The sequence below is a fragment of the Microbacterium dextranolyticum genome, from assembly GCF_016907295.1.
GTDB lineage: Bacteria > Actinomycetota > Actinomycetes > Actinomycetales > Microbacteriaceae > Microbacterium > Microbacterium dextranolyticum.
The window spans coordinates 3,111,553-3,131,806 of the sequence record NZ_JAFBBR010000001.1 but is presented as its reverse complement, the minus strand read 5'-3'; the positions used below and the strand labels follow the sequence as shown (position 1 = coordinate 3,131,806).

Below are 20,254 nucleotides of genomic sequence, written 5' to 3'. Positions count from 1 at the left end.
CGTTCATGCCCAGCCTCCCGAACGGCGGCGCGTACGCACGAGCAGCCACAGGAAGAACGGCCCGCCGACGAGCGCCGTGATCATGCCGATCGGCATGTCGGCGAGCGGCACCGCGGTGCGCGCCACGAGGTCGGCTACGGCGATCAGCAGCGACGCTCCGAGGGCCGAGGTGATGATGAGGGGAAGGTGCGCGGGTCCGATCGCCATGCGCATGAGGTGGGGAACGACGAGCCCGACGAAGCCGATGATCCCGGCGAAGGCGACGGCGCCCGTCACGAGCAGGGCGACCGTGACGATGACGACGACGCGCAGCAGTTCGACGCGCACGCCGAGATGGCGCGCGGTGCGCTCGCCGAGGGCGAAGAGGTCGAGGCGGCGGGCGACGACGAGCGCCACCGCGATGCCGACGGCCACGAGCGGGGCGACCAGGGCGATGTTGGGCCAGAGCGCGCCGTTGAGCGATCCCAGCTGCCAGAACACGATCTGCTCGCGGGTGGCGGTCGTGCCGATGAACGTGAGGAACGCCAGTGCAGCCCCGCCGATCGCGTTCACCGCGATGCCGGTGAGCAGCAGCGTCACGACCTCGGTGCGCCCGCCCGAGCGGCTGATCAGGTACACCGAGAACACGGCGAGCAGGCCGCCCGCGAAGGCGAACACCGGTGTGGTCCACATGCCGAACGTGGCGAGGCCGAAGGTGAGGGATGCCGCCGCGCCGACCGCCGCGCCCGACGAGACGCCCACGACCCCGGCATCCGCGAGGGGGTTTCCGAAGATCGCCTGCATCAGTACGCCCGAGACGGCCAGTGCCGCCCCGACGAGAAGGCCCAGGACGATGCGGGGCAGACGGATGTCGAGGACGACACCGGCTGCGGCGGGGGTGCCGGGGGCCCACGCGGTGGGGATGCCGACGGCGCGCGCCAAGATGCCCACGACCTCGCTCGGCGCGAGCGCGAACTGACCCGACCCCAGCGACACGACGCAGGCGACGACGAGCGCGACCGCGAGCACGGTGGTCGTGATGGCGAACCGCGCTCCGCGGTGGGTGCGCGGCACGGGGGTCGCGATCTCGCCCGCGCCGGCAGCGGTGGCATCGGTGCGCGGGGTTCGACGAGGGCCCGCGGTGCGCTCGAGTGCCGAGGTCACGAGGTCGGCGCGGGCGAGGCGGACGCGTCCGCGCGGGCCGGGAAGTCGGCCGGGGCGTACAGGGCCCCGGCGAGCGAGCGCACGACGTCGGCCGTGCGGGGGCCGAAGCTCAGCACGGCGGTGTCGGCCATGTCGATCACCCGGCGGTGCGCCCCGGCGGGGGTCTGTGCGATCGCGGGAATCCGCTCGAGCAGTCCATCGATGCCGCCGACCGAGGACAGCCCGTCGGTCATCATGACGAGCACGTCCGGCTGGGCGGCCACCAGGGCTTCGGCGGTCATCGGCTTCATGCCCGACCATCCGATCTCCGCGGCGACGTCGACTCCACCGACGGCGTCGATGAGAGAGTCGGCGCCCGAGTCCTCGCCGAAGATGTAGTAGACGTTCGCGCTGCCGCGCACGTAGAGGAACAGCATCCGGGCCCGCCGTGCGGGATCGGTGGGCGCCACCGTGGCGATCTCCTGCCGGGCGGCGTCGACCGAGGCATCCAGCTGCGCCGCGAGTGCGGTGCCGCGGGTGGGCACGCCGAGGGCGGCGGCCACCTCGGTGACGAGGGCGTCCGTCGTGTCGAGCCTCCGCTCGCTCGAGATCACGACGACCGCGATGCCGGCGTCGCGCAGCTGCTGACGCACCTCTTTGGGCCCGATCGTGGTGTCGGTGAGCACGACGGTGGGGGCGAGCCCCAGGATCGCCTCCGCGTTGAGCGTGTGCCCGGACTTCGTGACGAGCGGCAGGTCCTCGGTTCCCGGGATGTTGGTCGAGGTGTCCTTGCCGACGACGTTCCCGCCGAGCCCGAGGGCGAACACGGTGGCGGCGATCGTTCCCGAGATGTCGATCGGAAGGATGCGGCTCGCATCGGCGACCGTGACCTCGCGTCCTTCGGCGTCGATGACCGTGACCGGCAGAACGGGCGCCGTGTCATCTGCGACCACCGGGATGCTGCGCGACGCGAGGCACGCCGTCGACGGTCCGACGTGCCCGCGGACGTCGTCCACCAGCTGCAGCGTCGACAGTGCGGCGGTCGCGGCCGGGCAGGCGGGGTCGGAAGCCTCCGCGGACCGCGCCGTCGCGGCGCCGGCGCTGGTGCAGCCGGTGAGCACCGCGGCGGTGAGTGCGGACAGCACGAGCAGGACGAGCGGGGTCGAGGATCGTCTGTGCATTAGGCAAGCCTAACCTCAAACTTGACGTGACCTGTGAGTGTCGTTAGCGTCGAGAGAGAATTCGAGTCAGGTGAGGCTTGCCTTACTCGGATGCCTCACCTGCCCGACTGCCTCGCTGCCGCGATCGCTGCTTCGACGCGCGATCCCTCCGGAGATCCCCGTGACCGACACCCCTGTGCCCGCCCGTCCACTGCCTCGCACGTTCCTCGCAGCCCTGCTCTCGCTGTTCCTCGTGATCGCCGGCACGATCACGGCGCCACTCGCCCACGCCGCCGCCCCCGCGGTCTCGATCGACACCGTCCCGCGCGAGGGCGGCGCCGTCACGGTGTCGGGATCCGGCTTCGCCGCAGAGAAGCCGGGCATCTACTTCGGCGTCGGGCCGGCTGGGCTACCCGGGTTCTACCGGGGCTCGGGGTCCCTTACCGAGGTCGTCTTCGTCGCGGTGGGCAACGCGTCCGGTGGCTCCGGCCAGGGGCGCACGGAACCCATGAACGACGACGGCAGCTTCACGTTCACCGTCACGGTCCCGGCGTACACCGAGGGCGCCGAGTACGCCGTGTACACCTCGAAGGCGCACGGTCAGGGGATGGCCGATCGCAGCCAGGACACCACCACGGCTCTCGACTGGGCGGACATCCCGACACCGGAGCCGACGACGACTCCCGAGCCGACCAGCACCCCCGAGCCGACGGCGACGCCGGAGCCCACCAGCACGCCCGAGCCGACGGCGACGCCGGAGCCCACCAGCACGCCCGAGCCGACCGCCACCCCGGAGCCGACCAGTACGCCGGAGCCGACGCCGACTCCCGAGCCCACCAGCACGCCGACGCCGCAGCCGGTTCCCGTCACGGTGGCGCTCGCGCGCACGACCGTCCCGGCGGGCGACGAGCTGCAGATCACCGGAACGGGCTTCCTCCCGCAGGCTCCCACGACGAACGGCACCCGGCCGCCGCTGGCCGGCAAGTTCGGCGGCGCCTACGTGCAGTTCGGCTACTACACGGGCGCGACGTGGACAGCGCTCGGGCGCACCGCCGACCACACCAAGTGGGTCGTGGATGCCGCCGATGTGACCGCCATCGGCGGCACGGCCGCCGGTGCGGTGGCCGTGGCATCCGACGGCACCTTCTCGACGACGCTCGTCGCCGACCGGCCGGCCGACGCGCCGGCCGGGGCCCGCTTCGGCGTCCGCACCTTCGCCGGCAGCGGTGCGAAGCACGCGCTGTTCGACACGTTCACCGAGGTCGCCTTCGCCCCGGCACCCGCGGTCTCGCTCGCGCAGACCTCCGACATCGTGGCCGGCGCCCCGCTCGCCGTGAGCGGTGTCGGGTTCCTGCCCCACCCGCCCGCGACGAACGGCACGCGCCCGCCGCTGGCCGGCACGTTCGCCGGCGCCTACGTGCGTTTCGGCTACTTCCACGGCGATTCCGACGCCTGGACGACCGTCGGCAGCGGGGCCGCGGGCACCCGGTGGGCCGTGAACGCCGATGACGTCGCCGCGATCGGCGGCGTGGCACGAGGCGCGGTCGCGATCGCCGCCGACGGATCGTTCTCGACGACGCTGACCGCGACGCGGCCCGATGACGCTCCCGACGGCGCGCGCTTCGGCATCCGCACCGACCCGGCCGGAGGCTCGACGTACGCCGCGTTCTCGACGTTCACGCCGATCACGTTCCGCGCAGAGCAGCCGCGCGCGATCGCGGTGACGGTGCCCACCGTCTCGGCGGAGGCGGCGACCGTGCGCGTCGTCGGCTCCGGCTTCGGCGACATCACCGGCGCGTACGCCGCCCTCATCGAGAAGGGCACCGAGGCCGGGCTCAGCGCCAGCGGGGGATACGCGGCCTTCGGCTACTGGATGACCCCCGGTGCGATCACCGGCGGCGCGTTCGACAAGACCCTCAGCGTCCCCGCGGCGAAGCTCGTGCGCGGCACCAGCTACGAGGTCGTCGTCTGGCAGGGTCACACGACCCCGGGCGCCGACACGATCTACGCCCGCGCCGACGTCTCCCTCACCCCCGCGCAGTGGGACGTTCTCGCCCCGCGCGGCCCCCAGCCGCAGCCGACCACGCCGACGACTCCGACGGTGCCGACCGCTCCGCCGGTCGAGACCGTGCCGGGCGGATCGCTCCGCTGGGCGATCTCGTCGAGCTTCGCCGGCTACGTCACCGGTTCGATCGCCCACGGGCAGATCGCGGTCGGCGGGGGTGCGACCCGCTCGGGCGGACTCTTCCAGTTCGGTCAGGCCACGACGGGCGGCTACGACGCCGCGAGCGGCACCGGGACGATCGACTACGCCGGGTCCGTGCGGTTCACCGGTCACGGCGGCGTGCTCGACGTGACGATCTCGAACCCGCAGGTGCGGATCACCTCGCCGACCTCCGCGACCCTGTCGGTCACGAGCGGTGGGGGATCGGTGCCCTTCGCGACCCTCGACCTCGGCGCCGCGTCGCGATCGAGCGCCGGCGGTGCCGTCACCTACACGGACGCGCCCGCCACGCTGACCTCCGCAGGACGCGACCAGGTGCTGGCCGGATTCAGCACGGCCCTCGACCCGGTCACCTTCACGATCGGCGCGGTCGCCGCCGCGCCGTCCGGATCGACCGGCACCGTGGCCACCGCCTCGACCACGACGACCGCGCGGGTCACCCTGCCCGAGGCGCCACCGGCGACATCCGGCATCACCCTGCCCGCCGACCAGCTCGCACTGCTGGGATCGGGGCGCACCGCGACCGTCCGCGCGACGGGCTTCGAACCGAACGAGACCGGCATCCGTGTCGTCGTCTACTCGACTCCGGTGCTCCTCGGTACCGTCGATGCGGATGCCGACGGGGTCGCGACCTGGACGGGCTCGCTGCCGGCGACGCTCGCCGACGGGCAGCACACCCTCACCTTCCAGGGCTCGGTCGATCGGGGAGTCATGTTCACCCTGGCCCGCGCGACCGCCGCGGGCGCCGTCGCCGGGCAGTGCACGGTGGCCGGCGCGACGCTCTCGTGGGGCTTCAAGGAGAGCTTCCGCACCTACATCGAGGGCATCGCCCAGGGCGGGTGGACTCTCGACGGGATCTCCTACGACTACCCCCGGTTCGTCTGGTCGGCCGGGTCGGGCCCGCTCGACGTGGCGCAGAAGTCGGGGCTGATCGCCTACGGTGGCAGCCTGCGCTTCACCGGTCACGGCGGTGCGCTGGACACGACCCTCTCCGCAGCGCGGCTCGAGCTCGCGGGGAACGTCGGCTATCTCGTCTTCGACATCTCCGGCACCACGCAGGGCGGCGCGGCGGTCGCCGCGCAGGGGGTGCGCTTCGCGCAGTTCCCGCTCGGCGATCTCGAGATCTCCGGCGGTGCGATCACGCTCGACGCCGTGCCGGCCACTCTGACGGATGCCGGTGCCGCGGCCTTCGGCACCTACCCGGCGGGGTCCGAGCTCGACCCGGTGTCGGCGACGATCCCGGTGGCCGCAGACTGCGGAGCGCCGGTGACGGCGGAGAAGGCCGAGGCGGCAGCCGCACCCCCCGTGACGGTGCACGAGGCCGAGCCCGCCGCCGAGGCCGCCCCGCTGTGGCCCTGGGCGCTCGGCGGAGGTCTGGTCCTGGTGGCCGCCCTCGTCGTCACCGGTGTGCTGATCGCGCGTCGTCGCCGAGCGGAGTCCGTACACGAGGCGTGACCGGCGCGTCCGCGGCCGGGCGCCGTCGGTCCCACGGGACCGCGGCGCCCGGCCGCCGCGTCGAGGTGTGACAATGGGAAGATGACCGAGTCGGCCGAGCATCGCATCGAGAGCGCGCAGGTGCGCCGCAGCCCGCGGTACGCGATGTTCTTCCTCGTCGGCGGCGTGCTCGGGGTGCTCGTGGCTCTCGTGCTCACGTTCGGATTCAACGGCACGCTCGACGTGAGTCCGACCACCCAGGCGCAGTACTCGACGGGGCAGGTGTTCGGCTTCCTGTGCCTCTTCTGCATTCCGGTCGGCGTGGCGGTCCTCGGAGCGGTCGCTCTGCTCATCGACCGGGGCTTCTCGCGGCGCGTGCGCGATGTGCGTGTCGACCACGAGCGCATCGTGATCGACGACGACCACGAGCGCGGCGCGTAGGCATCCTCTGCCGGCGGGCCTTTTCCCGCGGCCGCGTCAGGCGATGTCGGCGATGACGGGGGCGATCGCCGCGTCGAACGCCACGACGTCGCTGCGCAGCGAATCCGTGACGGCGATCGTCAGCGCGCCGATCCACCACACCCCGCGCTGGGTGAGGGGCAGCACCTGCACGTTGAGCTCGAACGCGTGAGGGCGCCGACCCGCCTGACGTTCGTATTGCGCGACGGCGCTGGCGTAGGCGCGGTACGAGGAACCTGTGCCGCTGCCCGCCCGGTACCGCTCGTGCGCGGCGCGGGCGTGGGCGACGACCTCGGAGCCGAACGGGGCGATCGCGGCGGCGAGCTCGTCGAAGCCCTCGGTCGGCAGGGCGACCATCATGTCGAAACCGTCGACGAGCTCCAGCGGCACGGGGGAGGGGTGCGCCTGCGGTTCGACGGTCATCTCCCAATACGTCCGCCACTGGCGCTCGAGGGTCGTGGTATCGGTGAACTCGCCGGGTTCGCTGCGGGCGAGGCCGCGCAGTGCCGGCAGCTCCTCCGGATAGCGCAGGCCGAGCGACTGGCGCAGGCTCAGGGCCACGAGCACGGGCAGTGCCGCGTCCTCGCGCACGACCCACTCGGGTCCGCCTGCCGCTCTCATGCGGCCATCCTAGGGAGCCGGACCGCGCGCAGGGCGTCGGCCGTTCGGCCTGACGGATGCCCGGCCGAAGTTCCCCCGGGCGCCCGGTAGGCTGTCCGGGTGGCAGAGACCCCACGGAACCCCTATACCGAAGCCGGCGTCGACACCGCGGCGGGAGACCTCGCCGTCGAGTTGATGAAGTCGGCCGTCCGGCGCACGCACGGCCCCGAGGTCCTCGGCGGCGTCGGCGGCTTCGCCGGGCTGTTCGACGCGTCGGCGCTGCTGACGATGGACAAGCCTCTGCTCGCCACGAGCACGGACGGCGTGGGGACCAAGGTCGCGATCGCGCAGGCCATCGACGTGCACGACACGATCGGGCAGGATCTCGTCGGCATGGTCGTCGACGACATCGTCGTGGTCGGCGCGAAGCCCCTCTTCATGACCGACTACATCGCGTGCGGCAAGGTCGTCCCCGAGCGCATCGCCGACATCGTCCGCGGCATCGCCCGCGGGTGCGAGCTCACCGGCACCGCTCTCGTCGGCGGCGAGACCGCCGAGCACCCGGGACTGCTCGGCGTGAACGACTACGACGTCGCGGGCGCGGCGACCGGTGTCGTCGAGGCGGGCGCGGTGCTGGGCGCCGAGCGCGTCGGCGACGGAGACGTGGTGCTCGCCCTGGCATCCAGCGGACCTCACTCCAACGGCTACTCCCTCATCCGCCACATCGTGAGCCGCGCCGGCGTCGCGTACGGCGCGGATGCCCCCGACTTCGCTCGCACGTGGGGCGAGGAGCTCCTCGAGCCCACGCGGCTGTACACGCTGCCGCTGCTGCACCTCATCGAGCAGGTGCCCGGCGCGGTGCACTCCCTCAGCCACGTCACCGGCGGCGGGATCGCCGCGAACCTCGCGCGCGTGCTGCCCCAGGGCACCTGGGTCGACGTCGACCGTTCGACCTGGTCGCCGCTGCCCGTCTTCCGTGTGCTCGCCGACCTCGGCGGGCTGCGCCTCGAAGACACCGAGGGCACCTGGAACCTCGGGATCGGCTTCCTCGCGGTCGTCGCGGCCGACCGGGCGGGCGAGGCCACCGCGGTGCTGCGCGCTCAGGGGATCGACACCTGGCAGGTCGGCGTCGTGCGCGTCGGCGACGCGCCCGACGACGGACTCGGGCACTTCGAGCAGGGCGCGAAGGGAGTCGACGGCGGCGCCGTGCGACTCGTCGGCGCATACTCATCATCGAACTAGGCGCAGAAACGGGCTGAGCAACACCACATGTGCGGAATCGTCGGCGTCGTCGGCCAGGGAAACGTCAACCAGGAGATCTACGACTCCCTGTTGCTGCTGCAGCATCGCGGGCAGGACTCCACGGGCATCGCCACGGCGGAGCGGAGCGGGGTCTTCCACCTGTTCAAAGCGAAGGGCCAGGTCCGTGAAGCGGTCCGCACGCGCGACATGCGCTCGCTCCTCGGGACGATCGGCCTCGGCCACGTCCGCTACGCGACGAAGGGCACCGCGTCCAGCGAAGAAGAGGCGCAGCCCTTCTACGTCAACGCGCCCTACGGCATCGTGCTCGTCCACAACGGCAACCTCACCAACACGCGCGAGCTCACCGAAGAGCTGTTCAGCAAGGACCGCCGCCACCTCAACACCAGCTCCGACACCGAGCTGCTGGTCAACGTCCTGGCCAACGAGCTGCAGGCATCCATCTCGGGCCTCGAGCTCGACCCGGCGCAGGTGTTCCAGGCCGTCTCGCGCGTGCACGAGCGCGTCGAGGGGTCGTACGCCGCGATCGCCCTGATCGCCGGCTACGGGCTCCTGGCCTTCCGCGACCCGTTCGGCATCCGTCCCCTCATCCTCGGCACGCGCCGGAACGAGGACGGCCACGCCGAGTGGACGGTCGCCTCGGAGTCGCTCGTGCTCGAGAACGGCGGCTTCGAGGTCGTCCGCGACGTCGACCCAGGCGAGGCCGTGTTCATCGACCTCGACGGCACCCTGCACACGCAGCAGTGCGCGGCGTCCCCGACGCTCGTGCCGTGCTCGTTCGAGTACGTGTACCTCGCCCGCCCCGACTCGATCATGAACGGCATCTCGGTCTACGAGGCGCGTCTGCGCATGGGCGAGCGGCTCGCCGACACGATCGCGAAGTACACCCCCGCCGGTGCGATCGATGTCGTCATGCCGATCCCGGATTCGGCGCGTCCCGCCGCGATGCAGGTGGCCCGCAAGCTCGGCATCGAGTACCGCGAGGGCTTCTACAAGAACCGGTACGTCGGCCGCACCTTCATCATGCCCGGCCAGGCCGTGCGCAAGAAGAGCGTCCGCCAGAAGCTGAACGCGATGTCGAGCGAGTTCAAGGGCAAGAACGTCCTGCTCATCGACGACTCGATCGTCCGCGGGACGACCTCGAAAGAGATCATCCAGATGGCGCGGGATGCCGGCGCGAAGAGCGTCACGTTCGCCTCGGCGGCGCCGCCCGTGCGCTTCCCGCACGTGTACGGCATCAACATGCCCTCGCGTCACGAGCTGGTCGCCTACGGTCGCACCATCCCCGAGATCGCGGCCGAGCTCGGCGCCGACTACATGGTCTACCAGGAGATCGACGACCTGAAGGCGGCGATCCTCGAGGGTGCGCCCGGCGTCGAAGACCTCGACATGAGCTGCTTCGACGGCCGCTACGTCACCGGCACCGTCACCGAGGAGTATCTCGCGTGGGTCGAGGGCTCGCAGGAGAGCTGACCGGTCCGCTCTCCGGATCCCCTGATGCCGAGCCGGGCCTAGGCTGGACCGAGTGACATCCGTCCCCTCGCGTCCCCTGTGGCGGGGGCGCACCCTCGCCCTCGTCGGCATCGTCCTCGTCGCCTTCTCGCTGCGCTCGGGTGTGGCGTCGCTCTCGCCGATCCTGGCGGAGGTGTCGGCGACTTTCCCGGTGCCGACGGGAGTCGTCGGCCTCATCGGGGCCGCGCCGCCCGTGTGCTTCGCGGTCTTCGGCATCGTCACTCCCGCACTCGAGCGTCGGTTCGGGCTCGAACGCCTCGCGGTGGCCGCGATGATCGTGGCGGCGGTCGCGATGGTGGCGCGCGCCCTCGCCGGCGACGCTCTCATCCTGCTGCTCGGTACGGCCGTGCTCTTCGCCGCCGTCGGCGTCGGGAACGTCGTGCTCCCGCCGCTCATCAAGGCGTACTTCCCCGACCGCACGGGAGCGATGACGGCGCTCTACTCGTCGTTGCTCGCGGTGGCATCCTTCGTTCCTCCGCTGGTCGCCGTCCCGACCGCGGATGCCGTCGGCTGGCGCCTGTCGCTCGGGCTCTGGGCGGTGTTCGCGGTCGCCGCGATCGTGCCGTGGGTGGCGCGTCTCGTGCTCGACGGGCGCCGTGCACCGGGCTCGGTCGCCGGGTCTGCCGTCGCCGAGATCGACGAGCCCGCGCCTCGGGTGCTCGGGCGCCTGCCGCGCATCCCGCTGGCGTGGGCGCTCGCCGTGACGTTCGCGGTGTCGTCGGCGAGCGTCTACACGTGCTTCGCGTGGCTCCCCGTCGTGCTGGTCGATGCGGCGGGCGTCGACCACGCGGCCGCCGGCGCGCTGCTGTCGCTGCTCGGGGCGATGGGGCTGCCCTGGTCGGTGCTCGTGCCGATCGCCATCACCCGCTGGCACCGCATCGGGGTCGTCTACGTCATCGCGGTGGCGGCGGGCGTCGCGGGCATCGCCGGCATGGTGTGGGCGCCGCAGGCGGCGACGGTGCTGTGGGTCATGCTCCTCGGGGTGCCGCAGGCGCTGTTCCCCGGCGTGCTCGTCCTCATCCAGGTGCGTACTCGCACGCACGAGGGAGCCGTCGCGCTGTCGAGCTTCAGCCAGAGCGTCGGCTACGCGATCGCCGCGACGATGCCGCTCGCCTTCGCCGTGCTGCACGAGACGACGGGAGGTTGGCAGGCTCCGCTGCTTGCGCTGGGCGGACTGTTCCTGCTGGCGATCCCGGCCGCCGTCGTCGTGACGCGCACCCGCACGCTCGAAGACGAGTGGGAGAGACGCCACAGCGCGTGGTGAGCGCACGGAGGGCACACGAGTGAAGCGGATGCCGCGGCATCCGCTTCACATCAGACGAGGGTGACGGTCACGCCGTCTCGAGCTTGTCCTCGTCCTCGTCGGCGTACTGATCTGCCCACTTGTCGACGTACGGATCCTCGTCGTGGTGACCGAGTTCCTTCTCGAGGGCCGAGTAGTTCACGGTGTACGTGTCGTACTTCAGCTCACGAGCGATCTTGGTGTGCTTCGCCTTCTGACGGCCACGCCCCATGCGAGACCCCCTCATTTCTGAGTCACGGGCGGTGCGGCTGCATTTCTCGCACTCACCCGATGCATTCACGATGCGTTTCGAACCGGCCTGACGCCGGGAAGAGTAGCATCCAGAATAACACGGTGGCCTTCCGACCCTGGCGGAGCGGTGTCGGATGAAGCCCGCCGCGATGGACCGGAGGCTGTCATGACCGACCCGGAGACCGATGTCGTTCCCCCGCACGCGGTCGTCGTCGGAGTCGTGCCCGACCAGCCCGACCGCGTCGTGCGAGAGGCCGCGCGCTACGCGAGGCTGTTCGGCGCCCCCCTCGTCGTCGTGCATGTCGACATCACGCGGTTCGTCACGTACGAGGATCCGGACGGCTATATCCACTCCGCGCCGATCGACCTCGACATCTCGACCGGGGATGCTCAACTCGCCGCGGTGCGGGCCGCCGTGGCATCCGTTCTGGGCGAGCCCGGGTCCGGCGACGTCGACTGGTCGGTGCGCCAGCTGGTCGGCGACCCCGCGCTCGCGCTGAAGCAGCTCGCCGACCGCTCGCACGCGCGCCTGATCGTCGTCGGCACGCGCCGTCGCGGATTCGGCGAGTCGCTGCGGGAGTTCTTCACCGGGTCGGTGGCCGCCCGCCTCGCGCACCGCCAGTCGCGCCCGATCCTGGTCGTGCCGCTGGAAGAGCCCGCGCACGACGACGAGGACCTCTGGCCCGAGGCCTGACCTGTCGTTCCGGGCTCGGGGGTCGGGTCCGCGGGGGCCGCGGCGCTCGGGTCTCGGGGCCCGGGGCCTGGTTCTCGCAGACGGGGTCGCCGGGGCCCCGGCGCTCGGGGTTCCCGCCGCCGGGCCCCGGCGCCCAGCGCTCGGGCCCCGGAGGCGCGGTCAGCGCAGGGAGCGGGTGAGCGCGTGCAGGGCGTCGTCGAGCGACCGGGCGAGGTCGTCGACGGTCGACGACGCCAGGGTGCCGCCCCGCGCGAGGTGGCCGCGCAGGTCGGCGCGAACGCTGGCGCGGAACTCGCCGACGATCGTCTCGGCCCGACGCAGCTGCTCCCGGGCATCCGCCCGTGCGCCGTCGGCGGTGGTCGCGGACGCCGCCCGCCGGGCGTCCGCGGCGGCGTGATCGGCCTGCGCCGCGGCGGCGAGATCGGCGCGCAGGCTCTTCATCGCCTCGCGGACGCTCCCCCGCACCTCGTCGGCGATGAGCCGGATGCTGTCGGCGAGGCCCGCCTCGATGCCTTCGAGGTCACCGGCGCGGGCGACGACCTCGGCGCGGCCCGCCTCGGTGATCGCGTAGACGGTCTTGCGGCCGTCGACGGTCTTGGTGACCAGGCCCTCCTCTTCGAGCTTCGCGAGGCGGGGGTAGATCGTGCCGGCGCTCGGCGTGTACGTGCCGCCGGTACGGTCCGACAGCGCCTGGATCAGGTCGTACCCGTGTCGCGGCGACTCGTCCAGCAGATTCAGCAGGTACAGGCGCAGGTCGCCGTGCGAGAAGACGGGGGCCATGCTCAGGCCTCCTCGTCGCGCGCGCCGGTGGGTGCGTCCGTCGGCCACACGGGAGAGGCGTCGGCGCTGTGCGGCGCCGGGGCGGGCGCGTCCGCGTCGGTCGGGGCCGGGGCATCCACGGACGCCCGCGACGCCTCGTCGACCGATGCCGTGCGGCGCAGCACCGTGACGGCGCCCGAGACCGAGTTGGCGCGCACGTCGGCGAAGCTGCCGCTGAGTTCGCCGACCGAGTCGGCGTAGTTCGAGGGCCCCGAGGTGGAGCGCTTGACGCCGTCGACGGTGAGGCGGCCGCTGACGCTGCGCAGGACGAAGTTGGCGGCGTGGCCCTCGTCGAGTCGCACCGTGGCGTCGCCCGACACCGTGTTGAGGGTGACGGCGTCGACGCGCCCGGTGGAGTCGACGGTCATCGTGCCCGAGACGGTGTCGATCGTCGCCTTGCGGATGCTGCCGGTGGCCGCGACGTCGCCCGAGACCGAGTTGGCGGTCATCGTTCCGTCGAGGCCGCGCACCTGTACGTCGCCCGAGACCGCGTTGACTGACAGGTCGCCGACCAGTCCGTCGACGATCAGGTCGCCCGAGACGGTGTTCAGTCGCGCGCCCGAGGCGAGGCCCGCCACGAGCGCGCTGGCGCTGACGACGCCGAGGGTGAGCTCGACGCCGCGGGGGACTGCGACGCTGATCTCGGCCTTCGGTCCGCCCGAGCCGAAGTTGCGGAAGACCTCGAGAAAGCTGTCCCAGCGCAACTGCGCATGGTCGATCTCGATGAGGTCGCCGGATGCCTCGATCCGCAGATCCTTCACCGTCACGGAGTGCACCTCGATGCGCACGCCCGGCTCGTCGTGGGCGACGACGTCGATCTGCCCGCCGACCAGGCCGATCTTGAGCTTGTGGATGTCGTCGAGGTCGATCACCCGGGTCTCGCCCGGCTTGATGAGCCACTTCTCGAGTGTCATGGGTTCTCTCCTGGATCGCGCGCATCGAGATATATCGCGTTGCCTCGAGAGTAACACGATATATCTCGAGTTGCGAGAAGGTCCTTGCTCCGGCTTCTGCTGTTGCTGCCCCGGGCCATGTCCCACTTTCTGCGGGGTGGTGTCCCCCTTGTTCCGGGGTGGTGTCCCACTCTCGGCAGAGCATGTCCCGAAATGTGTTGCCGGGAGGCCTGCGAAGCGACAGATAGTGGGACATGGATGCCGGGTGGTGGCCGATGGCATCCGGCAGCGCTTCGGGGTGACCGCCGGGGACTCACGGTGACGGCCTGGTGGGTTCGGGGTATGTCCCACCTTCTTCGGGGTGGTGTCCCACTTTCGGCAGAGCATGTCCCGAAATGTGTCGCTCGGAGGCCTGTGAAGCGACAGCTAGTGGGACATGGATGCCGGGTGGTGGCCGATGGCATCCGACGGGGCTTCGAGGCGGGGCCCGGGACTCGAGGTGACGGCCTGGTGGGTTTGGTGTGTCCCACTTTCGGCGAGGCATGTCCCGAAATCTGTCGTCCGGCGGCGGCCGGAACGACAGAAAGTGGGACACGGACGCCGGGCCCCCCGCAACGCAACAACACCCCCTCGACGGCGCGAGGGGGTGTTGTTGATCGTGCGCGGCGGGCTGTTACGCCTTGCCGCCGCGCACCACGCGCAACAGGAAGGCGATGATCGCGATCACACCGACGATCAGCGCGACCCACAGCAGCCAGTTCAGTGCGGCGTTCATGCCGCCCACGATGGCGAGCACGATCGCGACGATGATGATGACGAGAAGAGCGATGTTCATGGAATGCTCCTTTTCCTTCGGGGAGGTCATGGGGTACGCCATGACGCCACGGCTCCGTGACGACCCGACGGTACCTCCGACATCGGCTGCGCAGTGACCCCCTTGCCAGGCGCCCTCCCCCTGCGATAGGGCCGATGTATGCCACAGAATTCGACACCTCCATCCCTGAAGAATCCGCAGCTGTACGAAGAGCTCCGAGAGCAGGGTGACTCGAAGCAGAAGGCCGCGCGCATCTCGAACGCCGTGGCCCGCGACGGCGCGAAAGCAGTCGGCCGGCGCGGCGGCGAGGCCGGGTCGTACGAGGACTGGACCGTCGCCGAGCTGCGCGCACGGGCGAAGGAGCTCGGCCTCACCGGGTACTCCGGCAAGCGGAAGGCGGAGCTCGTCGACATGCTCCGAGACTCCTGACGTGCCGCGTCTCGCACGCGTGCGCCCCGGCTCCGACCAGGGCTACCGCCGCCTGCGCGCCGGGTCGGGCTTCCGATACACGGATGCCGACGGTGCCGCCGTTCCCGCCGCCGAGCGGGAGCGGATCGCGTCTCTCGTGATCCCGCCCGCGTGGTCCGACGTCTGGATCAGCGCCGCACCCAACGGCCACATCCAGGCGACGGGCGTCGACGAGGCGGGGCGGGTTCAGTACCTCTACCACCCCGACTGGTCGACCCGACGCGACAAGGGCAAGTACGCCCGCGCCCTGCAGTTGGCCGAGTCGCTGCCGCGCGCCCGTGGGCGGGTCACCGTGTCGCTGCGTCGTGCCGCACTCGACCGCGAACGCGTGCTCGCGACCGCGTTCCGGCTGCTGGATCTCGCCGCACCCCGCGTGGGGAGCGCACGCTATCTGGTGAGGAACGGCAGTCGCGGGCTGACGACGCTGCGTCGACGGGATGCCGCGGTCGAGGCATCCATCACGAGCCTGCGGTTCCCGGGCAAGAGCGGAAAGCGGCAGAGCATCGACGTCGACGACGCCGAGCTCGCGGCCGTCGTCGAGCTGCTCGTCGCGGGCCGCCCCGCCTCGCCGCTCCTGGCTTACGAACGGGGGCGGCGACGCGTCGCGCTGACACCGCGCGACGTGAACGTGTACGTCCGGACGATGACGGGCGGTGCCTTCACGGCGAAGGACTTCCGGACGCTGCGCGGGACGGTCCGCGCCGCCGACGCCCTCGCCCGGATCGGAACCGTGTCGACGACCTCGGAGCGCAGACGAGCCGAGGTGCTGGCAGTGAAGGCGGCGGCCGAGACGCTCGGCAACACTCCCGCCGTCGCCCGCAGCTCGTACATCGATCCGCGCGTGTTCGCACGCTATCGGCGCGGGGCGCTGCTGGACACGACGGTCTCTCCGGAATCGGCGATCCGTGCGCTCCTCCTCGGCTGAGGCAATATCCTGCGGACATGGTCCGGCATCCCTGGTTCTCCCCGCTCGCTCTCGGGCTCGTGGTCCTCGGCGGCGTGCTCGGGGTGGCGGCGCGGGCGATCATCGTCGTGCCGCTGACGGTTCCCGGCGATGGCGTCCACCCTCTCGTCGTCCCCGCGGTGACCCTCGCGATCAATCTCGCGGGATCGTTCCTACTCGGCGGTGTCGTCGGCTGGGCGGGCGAGCGGCGCCCGCATCTGCGGCTGTTCCTCGGCACAGGAGTCGTCGGAGGGTTCACGACATACAGCGCGTTCGCGGTGCAGGCCTCGACCGTCTCGGCCGCCGTGCCGATCGTGGGGGTCGCGCTCATCGCGGTGTCCCTGTTCGGCGGGATGGTCGCCGCAGCGCTGGGCCTCGACCTCGGGCTGCGGCTGACTGCCCGGAACGCCGACGGGTCGGCGGATCCGGACGCGCTCGCGCCGGGGGATGCCGAGTGACCCCGGCGGCGTGGATCGCACTGCTCGTCGGGGGTGGGGTCGGAGCGGGCATGCGCTACCTGATCGACGGCTTCGTCATGCGCGGTCGAAAGGATGTCTTCCCCCTCGGCATCCTCCTCGTCAACGGTGTCGGATCGTTCCTGCTGGGTCTTGTCACGGGACTCGGTGCACTGGTCGTTCCTGTGGGCCTCGCGATCATCGGGGTCGGGGTGCTCGGCGGCTTCACCACGTTCAGCACGGTCTCGGTCGACACGGTTCTGCTGGCGCGGCGGGGCCGCCGCAACTGGGCGTGGCTCAACATCGTCGGCACGTTGCTGGTGTGCGTCGCCGCCGCGACGGCGGGACTCATGCTCGGGCGGCTCGTCGCGGGATGAATCCGCGCCGCCGTCGCGGGGCGACGCGCACGCGCACGCATCCGAGACGCGGGCATTGCGCATCGTAGGGATAACCCCCTGCCGACGGTCCGTGGGGCGCGTGCGAGAATGGGATCGATACATCCGTGTATCGATCCGTCGCACATCCGCCGCAACGCAGGGGCGCTCACCGGAAAGGCACGTGGTGTCGCACCTCGCCGTCTTGAGCTTGAAGAACCGCGCGCTCATCGCGCTGATCACGATCGTCGCCGCGATCTTCGGCGGAATCGCGCTGACGAGCCTCAAACAGGAACTCATCCCATCGATCGAGTTCCCGCAGCTGTCGATCCTCACGACGTATCCGGGCGCGTCACCCGATGTCGTGAACAACGACGTGTCGACCCCGATCGAGACCGCGATCCAAGGCATCCCGGGCCTCGAGTCCACGACGGCGACCAGCACGACGAACGCGTCGATCGTGCAGGCGTCGTTCACGTACGGCACCGATCTCGCGACGGCGGAGCAGAAGCTCCTGCAGGCGATCAACCGCATCAAGTCGACTCTGCCCGACAGTGTCGAGCCGAACGTCGTGTCGTTCTCGATCGACGACCTGCCGGTCATCTCGCTCGCCGTCACCGGCTACAGCGACGCGGCGAAGATCCAGAGCCAGCTGAAAGCGAGCGTCATCCCCGACCTCGAGGACGTCTCGGGCGTCGCGTCGGCCTCGATCGTCGGCGGCCGGGGCGAGCGTGTGACGATCACCCCCGATCAGGCCAAGCTCGCCGCCGCCGGATACAGCCAGACGGCCATCACCGACGCGCTGAAAGCGAATGGTGTGCTCTTCCCGGGCGGGTCGGTCAGCGAGGGCGACAAGAGCCTCACGGTGCAGACCGGTGCCAAGCTGACCTCGTCGGACGAAATCGCGGCACTCCCGCTTGTTCCCTCCACCCCCGCCCAGGCCGCGGCCGGCACCGTCACGGTGGGGACCGTCTCCGCCGTGGCGCTCGTCCAAGACCCGATCACGTCGATCTCGCGGGTGAACGGCGAGCCGGCGCTCACGATCGCGATCACCAAGCTGCCCGCCGCCAACACGGTCGACGTGTCGCGCGCGGTCACCGCGCTGCTGCCGCACCTGCAGGACGACATCGGTGCGGATGCCTCGTTCACGGTCGTCTTCGACCAGGCGCCCTTCATCGAGCAGTCGATCGAGTCGCTCGCGCAGGAGGGCCTGCTCGGCCTCGTGTTCGCCGTCCTTGTGATCTTCCTGTTCCTGCTGTCGGTGCGCTCGACCCTCGTCGCCGCCATCTCGATCCCGACGAGCGTGCTGATCACCTTCGTCGGCATCCAGGCGTTCGGCTACTCGCTGAACATCCTGACCCTCGGCGCCCTGACGATCGCCATCGGCCGTGTCGTCGACGACTCCATCGTCGTCATCGAGAACATCAAGCGCCACTACGTCGGCGACGCCGACAAACGGGCCTCCATCCTTCTCGCCGTGCGCGAGGTGGCGGCCGCCATCACGGCATCCACCATCACCACCGTCGCCGTGTTCTTGCCGATCGCGTTCGTCGGGGACGTCACCGGAGAACTCTTCCGGCCCTTCGCGCTGACCGTCACGATCGCGATGGCGGCGTCGCTTTTCGTCGCGCTCACGATCGTCCCCGTGCTCGCGTACTGGTTCCTGCGCCCCGGCAAGCCGGTGGTCGACGAGAACGGCGATCCGATCGACCCCGAGAACCCCGCCGCGCCGCCGTCGCGCCTGCAGCGGGCCTACCTGCCGATCCTGTCGTGGACGCTGAAGCACTCGTGGGTGACGCTGCTGGTCGCCGTGCTGGTGCTCGGCGGGACGCTGGCCGCGGTGCCGCTCATGAAGACCAACTTCCTCGGCGACAGCGGGCAGAACACCTTCACGGTGCGTCAGCAGCTCGCGCCCGCGGCGAGCCTCGACGCCGAGGACGCCGCGGCGAAGAAGGTCGAACAGGCCCTGCTCGGCGTCACCGGCATCAAGACGATCCAGACGTCGATCGGTTCGACCGGTTCGGCCGTGCGCGACGCGTTCTCGGGTGGGTCGTCAGGCATCACGTACTCCATCACGACCGACCCCGCCGCCAACCAGGAGCGGGTGCGTGACGACGTGCAGAGCGCGGTCGGTGCGCTCTCCGACGTCGGCGACGTCACCGTCTCGGCCGGTCAGGGCGGATTCGGGTCGAGCAGCGTCGAGGTCGATGTCAACGCACCGTCGTCGGATGCCCTGCGGACCGCCACCGACGCCGTCGTCCAGTCGCTCGGCGGCAAGGAGGGCATCGGCCAGGTCACCTCGAACCTCTCGGCATCCCTGCCCTACGTCGCCGTGACCGTCGACCGCGACAAGGCCGCATCGGCCGGCCTGTCCGAGGTCGCCGTCGGCGGCATCGTCGCCAACACGATGCAGCCGCGTCAGATCGGCACGGTCGAGATCGACGGCACCGCCGTCACCGTGTACCTGCAGACCGCGTCGGTGCCGGCGACGATCGACCAGCTGCGCGCGTTCGAGGTGCCCACCGCCGCCGGCCTGCGCCGCCTCGACCAGATCGCGACGGTCGCCGAGAGCCAGGGGCCGACGACGATCACCACGCAGCGCGGGCAGCGCACTGCCACGGTCACGGTCACCCCGTCGACCGACAACCTCAACACCGCGTCCGCCTCGGTGCGCGCAGCCCTCACCGGCCTCGACCTGCCGACCGGCGCCAACGCGAAGATCGGCGGCGTGATCACGCAGCAGCAGGATGCCTTCGGGCAGCTCGGTCTCGCGATGCTCGCCGCGATCCTCATCGTCTACATCGTGATGGTCGCCACCTTCAAGTCGCTGCGCCAGCCGCTGCTGCTGCTCGTGTCGGTGCCGTTCGCGGCGACCGGTGCGATCCTGCTGCAGATCGCGACGGGTGTGCCGCTCGGTGTGGCATCCCTCATCGGCGTGCTCATGCTCATCGGCATCGTCGTCACGAACGCGATCGTGCTCGTCGACCTCGTCAACCAGTACCGCGAGAAGGGGCTGTCGGCGCACGATGCGACGATCGCGGGCGGCTCGCGCAGGCTCCGCCCGATCCTCATGACAGCGCTCGCGACGATCTTCGCGCTGACCCCCATGGCGCTCGGGATCACGGGGCATGGAGGCTTCATCTCGCAGCCCCTCGCGGTCGTCGTGATCGGCGGACTCATCTCGTCGACGGTGCTCACGCTCCTTGTGCTGCCGACGCTGTACAACCTCGTCGAGGGGCGCCGCGAGCGGCGGGATGCCCGTCGTGCGCACGCGGGCGACGAGGCGGCCGTTGCGGGGCCGGACGACGCCGCGGACGCCGACCCGGAGCTGCATCCGCGCCGCGCGCGCCACGCGCACTGACGGACCACCAGAACGCGAACGGGGATGCCCGGCGGAGACCACCCCGCCGGGCATCGCCGGTTCGGCGACGTCGAGACGATCGTGGCGCGGCCGGTGGCGGATGTCCCACGCGAAGAATGCCGCGAGGA

General features: G+C 71.2%; 18 protein-coding genes. 11 read left to right on the top strand and 7 right to left on the bottom strand.

The features are described from left to right. Positions 1-3 precede the first annotated feature (3 nt). Both JOE64_RS14185 and JOE64_RS14180 read right to left on the bottom strand, forming a co-directional pair. Positions 4-1,065 carry a FecCD family ABC transporter permease gene (locus JOE64_RS14185; protein WP_372432906.1) on the bottom strand — a complete coding sequence of 354 codons (1,062 nt, stop codon included), beginning with the start codon at positions 1,063-1,065 and terminating at the stop codon, positions 4-6. A 74-nt stretch (positions 1,066-1,139) separates the two neighbouring features. Beyond that, entirely contained in the window at positions 1,140-2,303 is a 1,164-nt protein-coding gene (locus tag JOE64_RS14180) for a heme/hemin ABC transporter substrate-binding protein (protein ID WP_204964836.1), read from the bottom strand. Positions 2,304-2,463: 160 nt separating this feature from the next. Between JOE64_RS14180 and JOE64_RS14860 the strand changes: the two genes are divergently transcribed. After that, the gene (locus tag JOE64_RS14860; RefSeq protein ID WP_271202506.1) at positions 2,464-5,961 is read left to right on the top strand and encodes an HtaA domain-containing protein; all 3,498 of its coding nucleotides are present in this window, start codon (positions 2,464-2,466) and stop codon (positions 5,959-5,961) included. 81 nt (positions 5,962-6,042) lie between these two features. Further along, positions 6,043-6,381, top strand: coding sequence for a potassium transporter Trk (locus JOE64_RS14165; RefSeq protein ID WP_204964833.1), 339 nt, complete (start codon positions 6,043-6,045; stop codon positions 6,379-6,381). A gap of 36 nt (positions 6,382-6,417) precedes the next feature. On the opposite strand, the gene JOE64_RS14160 is transcribed toward JOE64_RS14165, so the two are convergent. Further along, a complete protein-coding gene (locus tag JOE64_RS14160; RefSeq protein WP_204964832.1) occupies positions 6,418-7,020 on the bottom strand; it encodes a zinc-binding alcohol dehydrogenase in 603 nt (200 codons plus the stop codon). A gap of 99 nt (positions 7,021-7,119) precedes the next feature. On the opposite strand from JOE64_RS14160, the gene purM reads away from it, so the two are divergent. From purM to JOE64_RS14145, 3 genes are read left to right on the top strand one after another with little or no spacing between them, the layout of a single operon-like run. Continuing rightward, positions 7,120-8,241: a phosphoribosylformylglycinamidine cyclo-ligase gene (gene purM, locus JOE64_RS14155; RefSeq protein WP_204964831.1), complete on the top strand. Its 1,122-nt coding sequence runs from the start codon at positions 7,120-7,122 to the stop codon at positions 8,239-8,241. Between the two features lie 27 nt (positions 8,242-8,268). Next, positions 8,269-9,732 carry an amidophosphoribosyltransferase gene (purF, locus tag JOE64_RS14150; protein WP_204964830.1) on the top strand — a complete coding sequence of 488 codons (1,464 nt, stop codon included), beginning with the start codon at positions 8,269-8,271 and terminating at the stop codon, positions 9,730-9,732. Positions 9,733-9,784: 52 nt separating this feature from the next. Then, positions 9,785-11,035, top strand: a complete 1,251-nt coding sequence (locus JOE64_RS14145) for an MFS transporter (RefSeq protein WP_204964829.1) — start codon at positions 9,785-9,787, stop codon at positions 11,033-11,035. Positions 11,036-11,102: 67 nt separating this feature from the next. Here JOE64_RS14145 and JOE64_RS14140 read toward each other — a convergent pair whose 3' ends face one another. Beyond that, complete coding sequence (locus JOE64_RS14140; protein ID WP_204964828.1) at positions 11,103-11,285, bottom strand: DUF3073 family protein; 183 nt, start codon at positions 11,283-11,285, stop codon at positions 11,103-11,105. A 186-nt stretch (positions 11,286-11,471) separates the two neighbouring features. On the opposite strand from JOE64_RS14140, the gene JOE64_RS14135 reads away from it, so the two are divergent. Then, positions 11,472-11,999: a universal stress protein gene (locus JOE64_RS14135; protein ID WP_204964827.1), complete on the top strand. Its 528-nt coding sequence runs from the start codon at positions 11,472-11,474 to the stop codon at positions 11,997-11,999. 159 nt (positions 12,000-12,158) lie between these two features. Here the strand turns inward: JOE64_RS14135 and JOE64_RS14130 are convergent, their stop codons facing one another. From JOE64_RS14130 to JOE64_RS14120, 3 genes are all read right to left on the bottom strand, one after another. Then, entirely contained in the window at positions 12,159-12,779 is a 621-nt protein-coding gene (locus tag JOE64_RS14130; protein ID WP_204964826.1) for a PadR family transcriptional regulator, read from the bottom strand. A 2-nt stretch (positions 12,780-12,781) separates the two neighbouring features. After that, positions 12,782-13,732 (bottom strand): DUF4097 family beta strand repeat-containing protein, encoded by a 951-nt coding sequence (locus JOE64_RS14125; RefSeq protein ID WP_204964825.1) that lies wholly within the window; start codon positions 13,730-13,732, stop codon positions 12,782-12,784. Positions 13,733-14,384: 652 nt separating this feature from the next. After that, on the bottom strand, positions 14,385-14,546 hold the full coding sequence (locus JOE64_RS14120) for a hypothetical protein (protein WP_204964824.1): 162 nt from the start codon (positions 14,544-14,546) through the stop codon (positions 14,385-14,387). Positions 14,547-14,684: 138 nt separating this feature from the next. Between JOE64_RS14120 and JOE64_RS14115 the strand changes: the two genes are divergently transcribed. The 5 genes from JOE64_RS14115 (at position 14,685) to JOE64_RS14095 (ending at position 20,126) form a co-directional block, all read left to right on the top strand. After that, a complete protein-coding gene (locus JOE64_RS14115; protein WP_204964823.1) occupies positions 14,685-14,954 on the top strand; it encodes a DUF7218 family protein in 270 nt (89 codons plus the stop codon). 1 nt (position 14,955) lies between these two features. After that, positions 14,956-15,918: a DNA topoisomerase IB gene (locus JOE64_RS14110; RefSeq protein ID WP_204964822.1), complete on the top strand. Its 963-nt coding sequence runs from the start codon at positions 14,956-14,958 to the stop codon at positions 15,916-15,918. Positions 15,919-15,935: 17 nt separating this feature from the next. Then, entirely contained in the window at positions 15,936-16,394 is a 459-nt protein-coding gene (locus tag JOE64_RS14105) for a fluoride efflux transporter FluC (RefSeq protein ID WP_204964821.1), read from the top strand. After that, the gene (locus JOE64_RS14100; RefSeq protein ID WP_204964820.1) at positions 16,391-16,768 is read left to right on the top strand and encodes a fluoride efflux transporter FluC; all 378 of its coding nucleotides are present in this window, start codon (positions 16,391-16,393) and stop codon (positions 16,766-16,768) included. The genes JOE64_RS14105 and JOE64_RS14100 overlap by 4 nt, the downstream gene beginning before the upstream one ends. A 184-nt stretch (positions 16,769-16,952) precedes the next feature. Then, the gene (locus tag JOE64_RS14095) at positions 16,953-20,126 is read left to right on the top strand and encodes an efflux RND transporter permease subunit (RefSeq protein WP_204964819.1); all 3,174 of its coding nucleotides are present in this window, start codon (positions 16,953-16,955) and stop codon (positions 20,124-20,126) included. Positions 20,127-20,254: the final 128 nt, after the last annotated feature.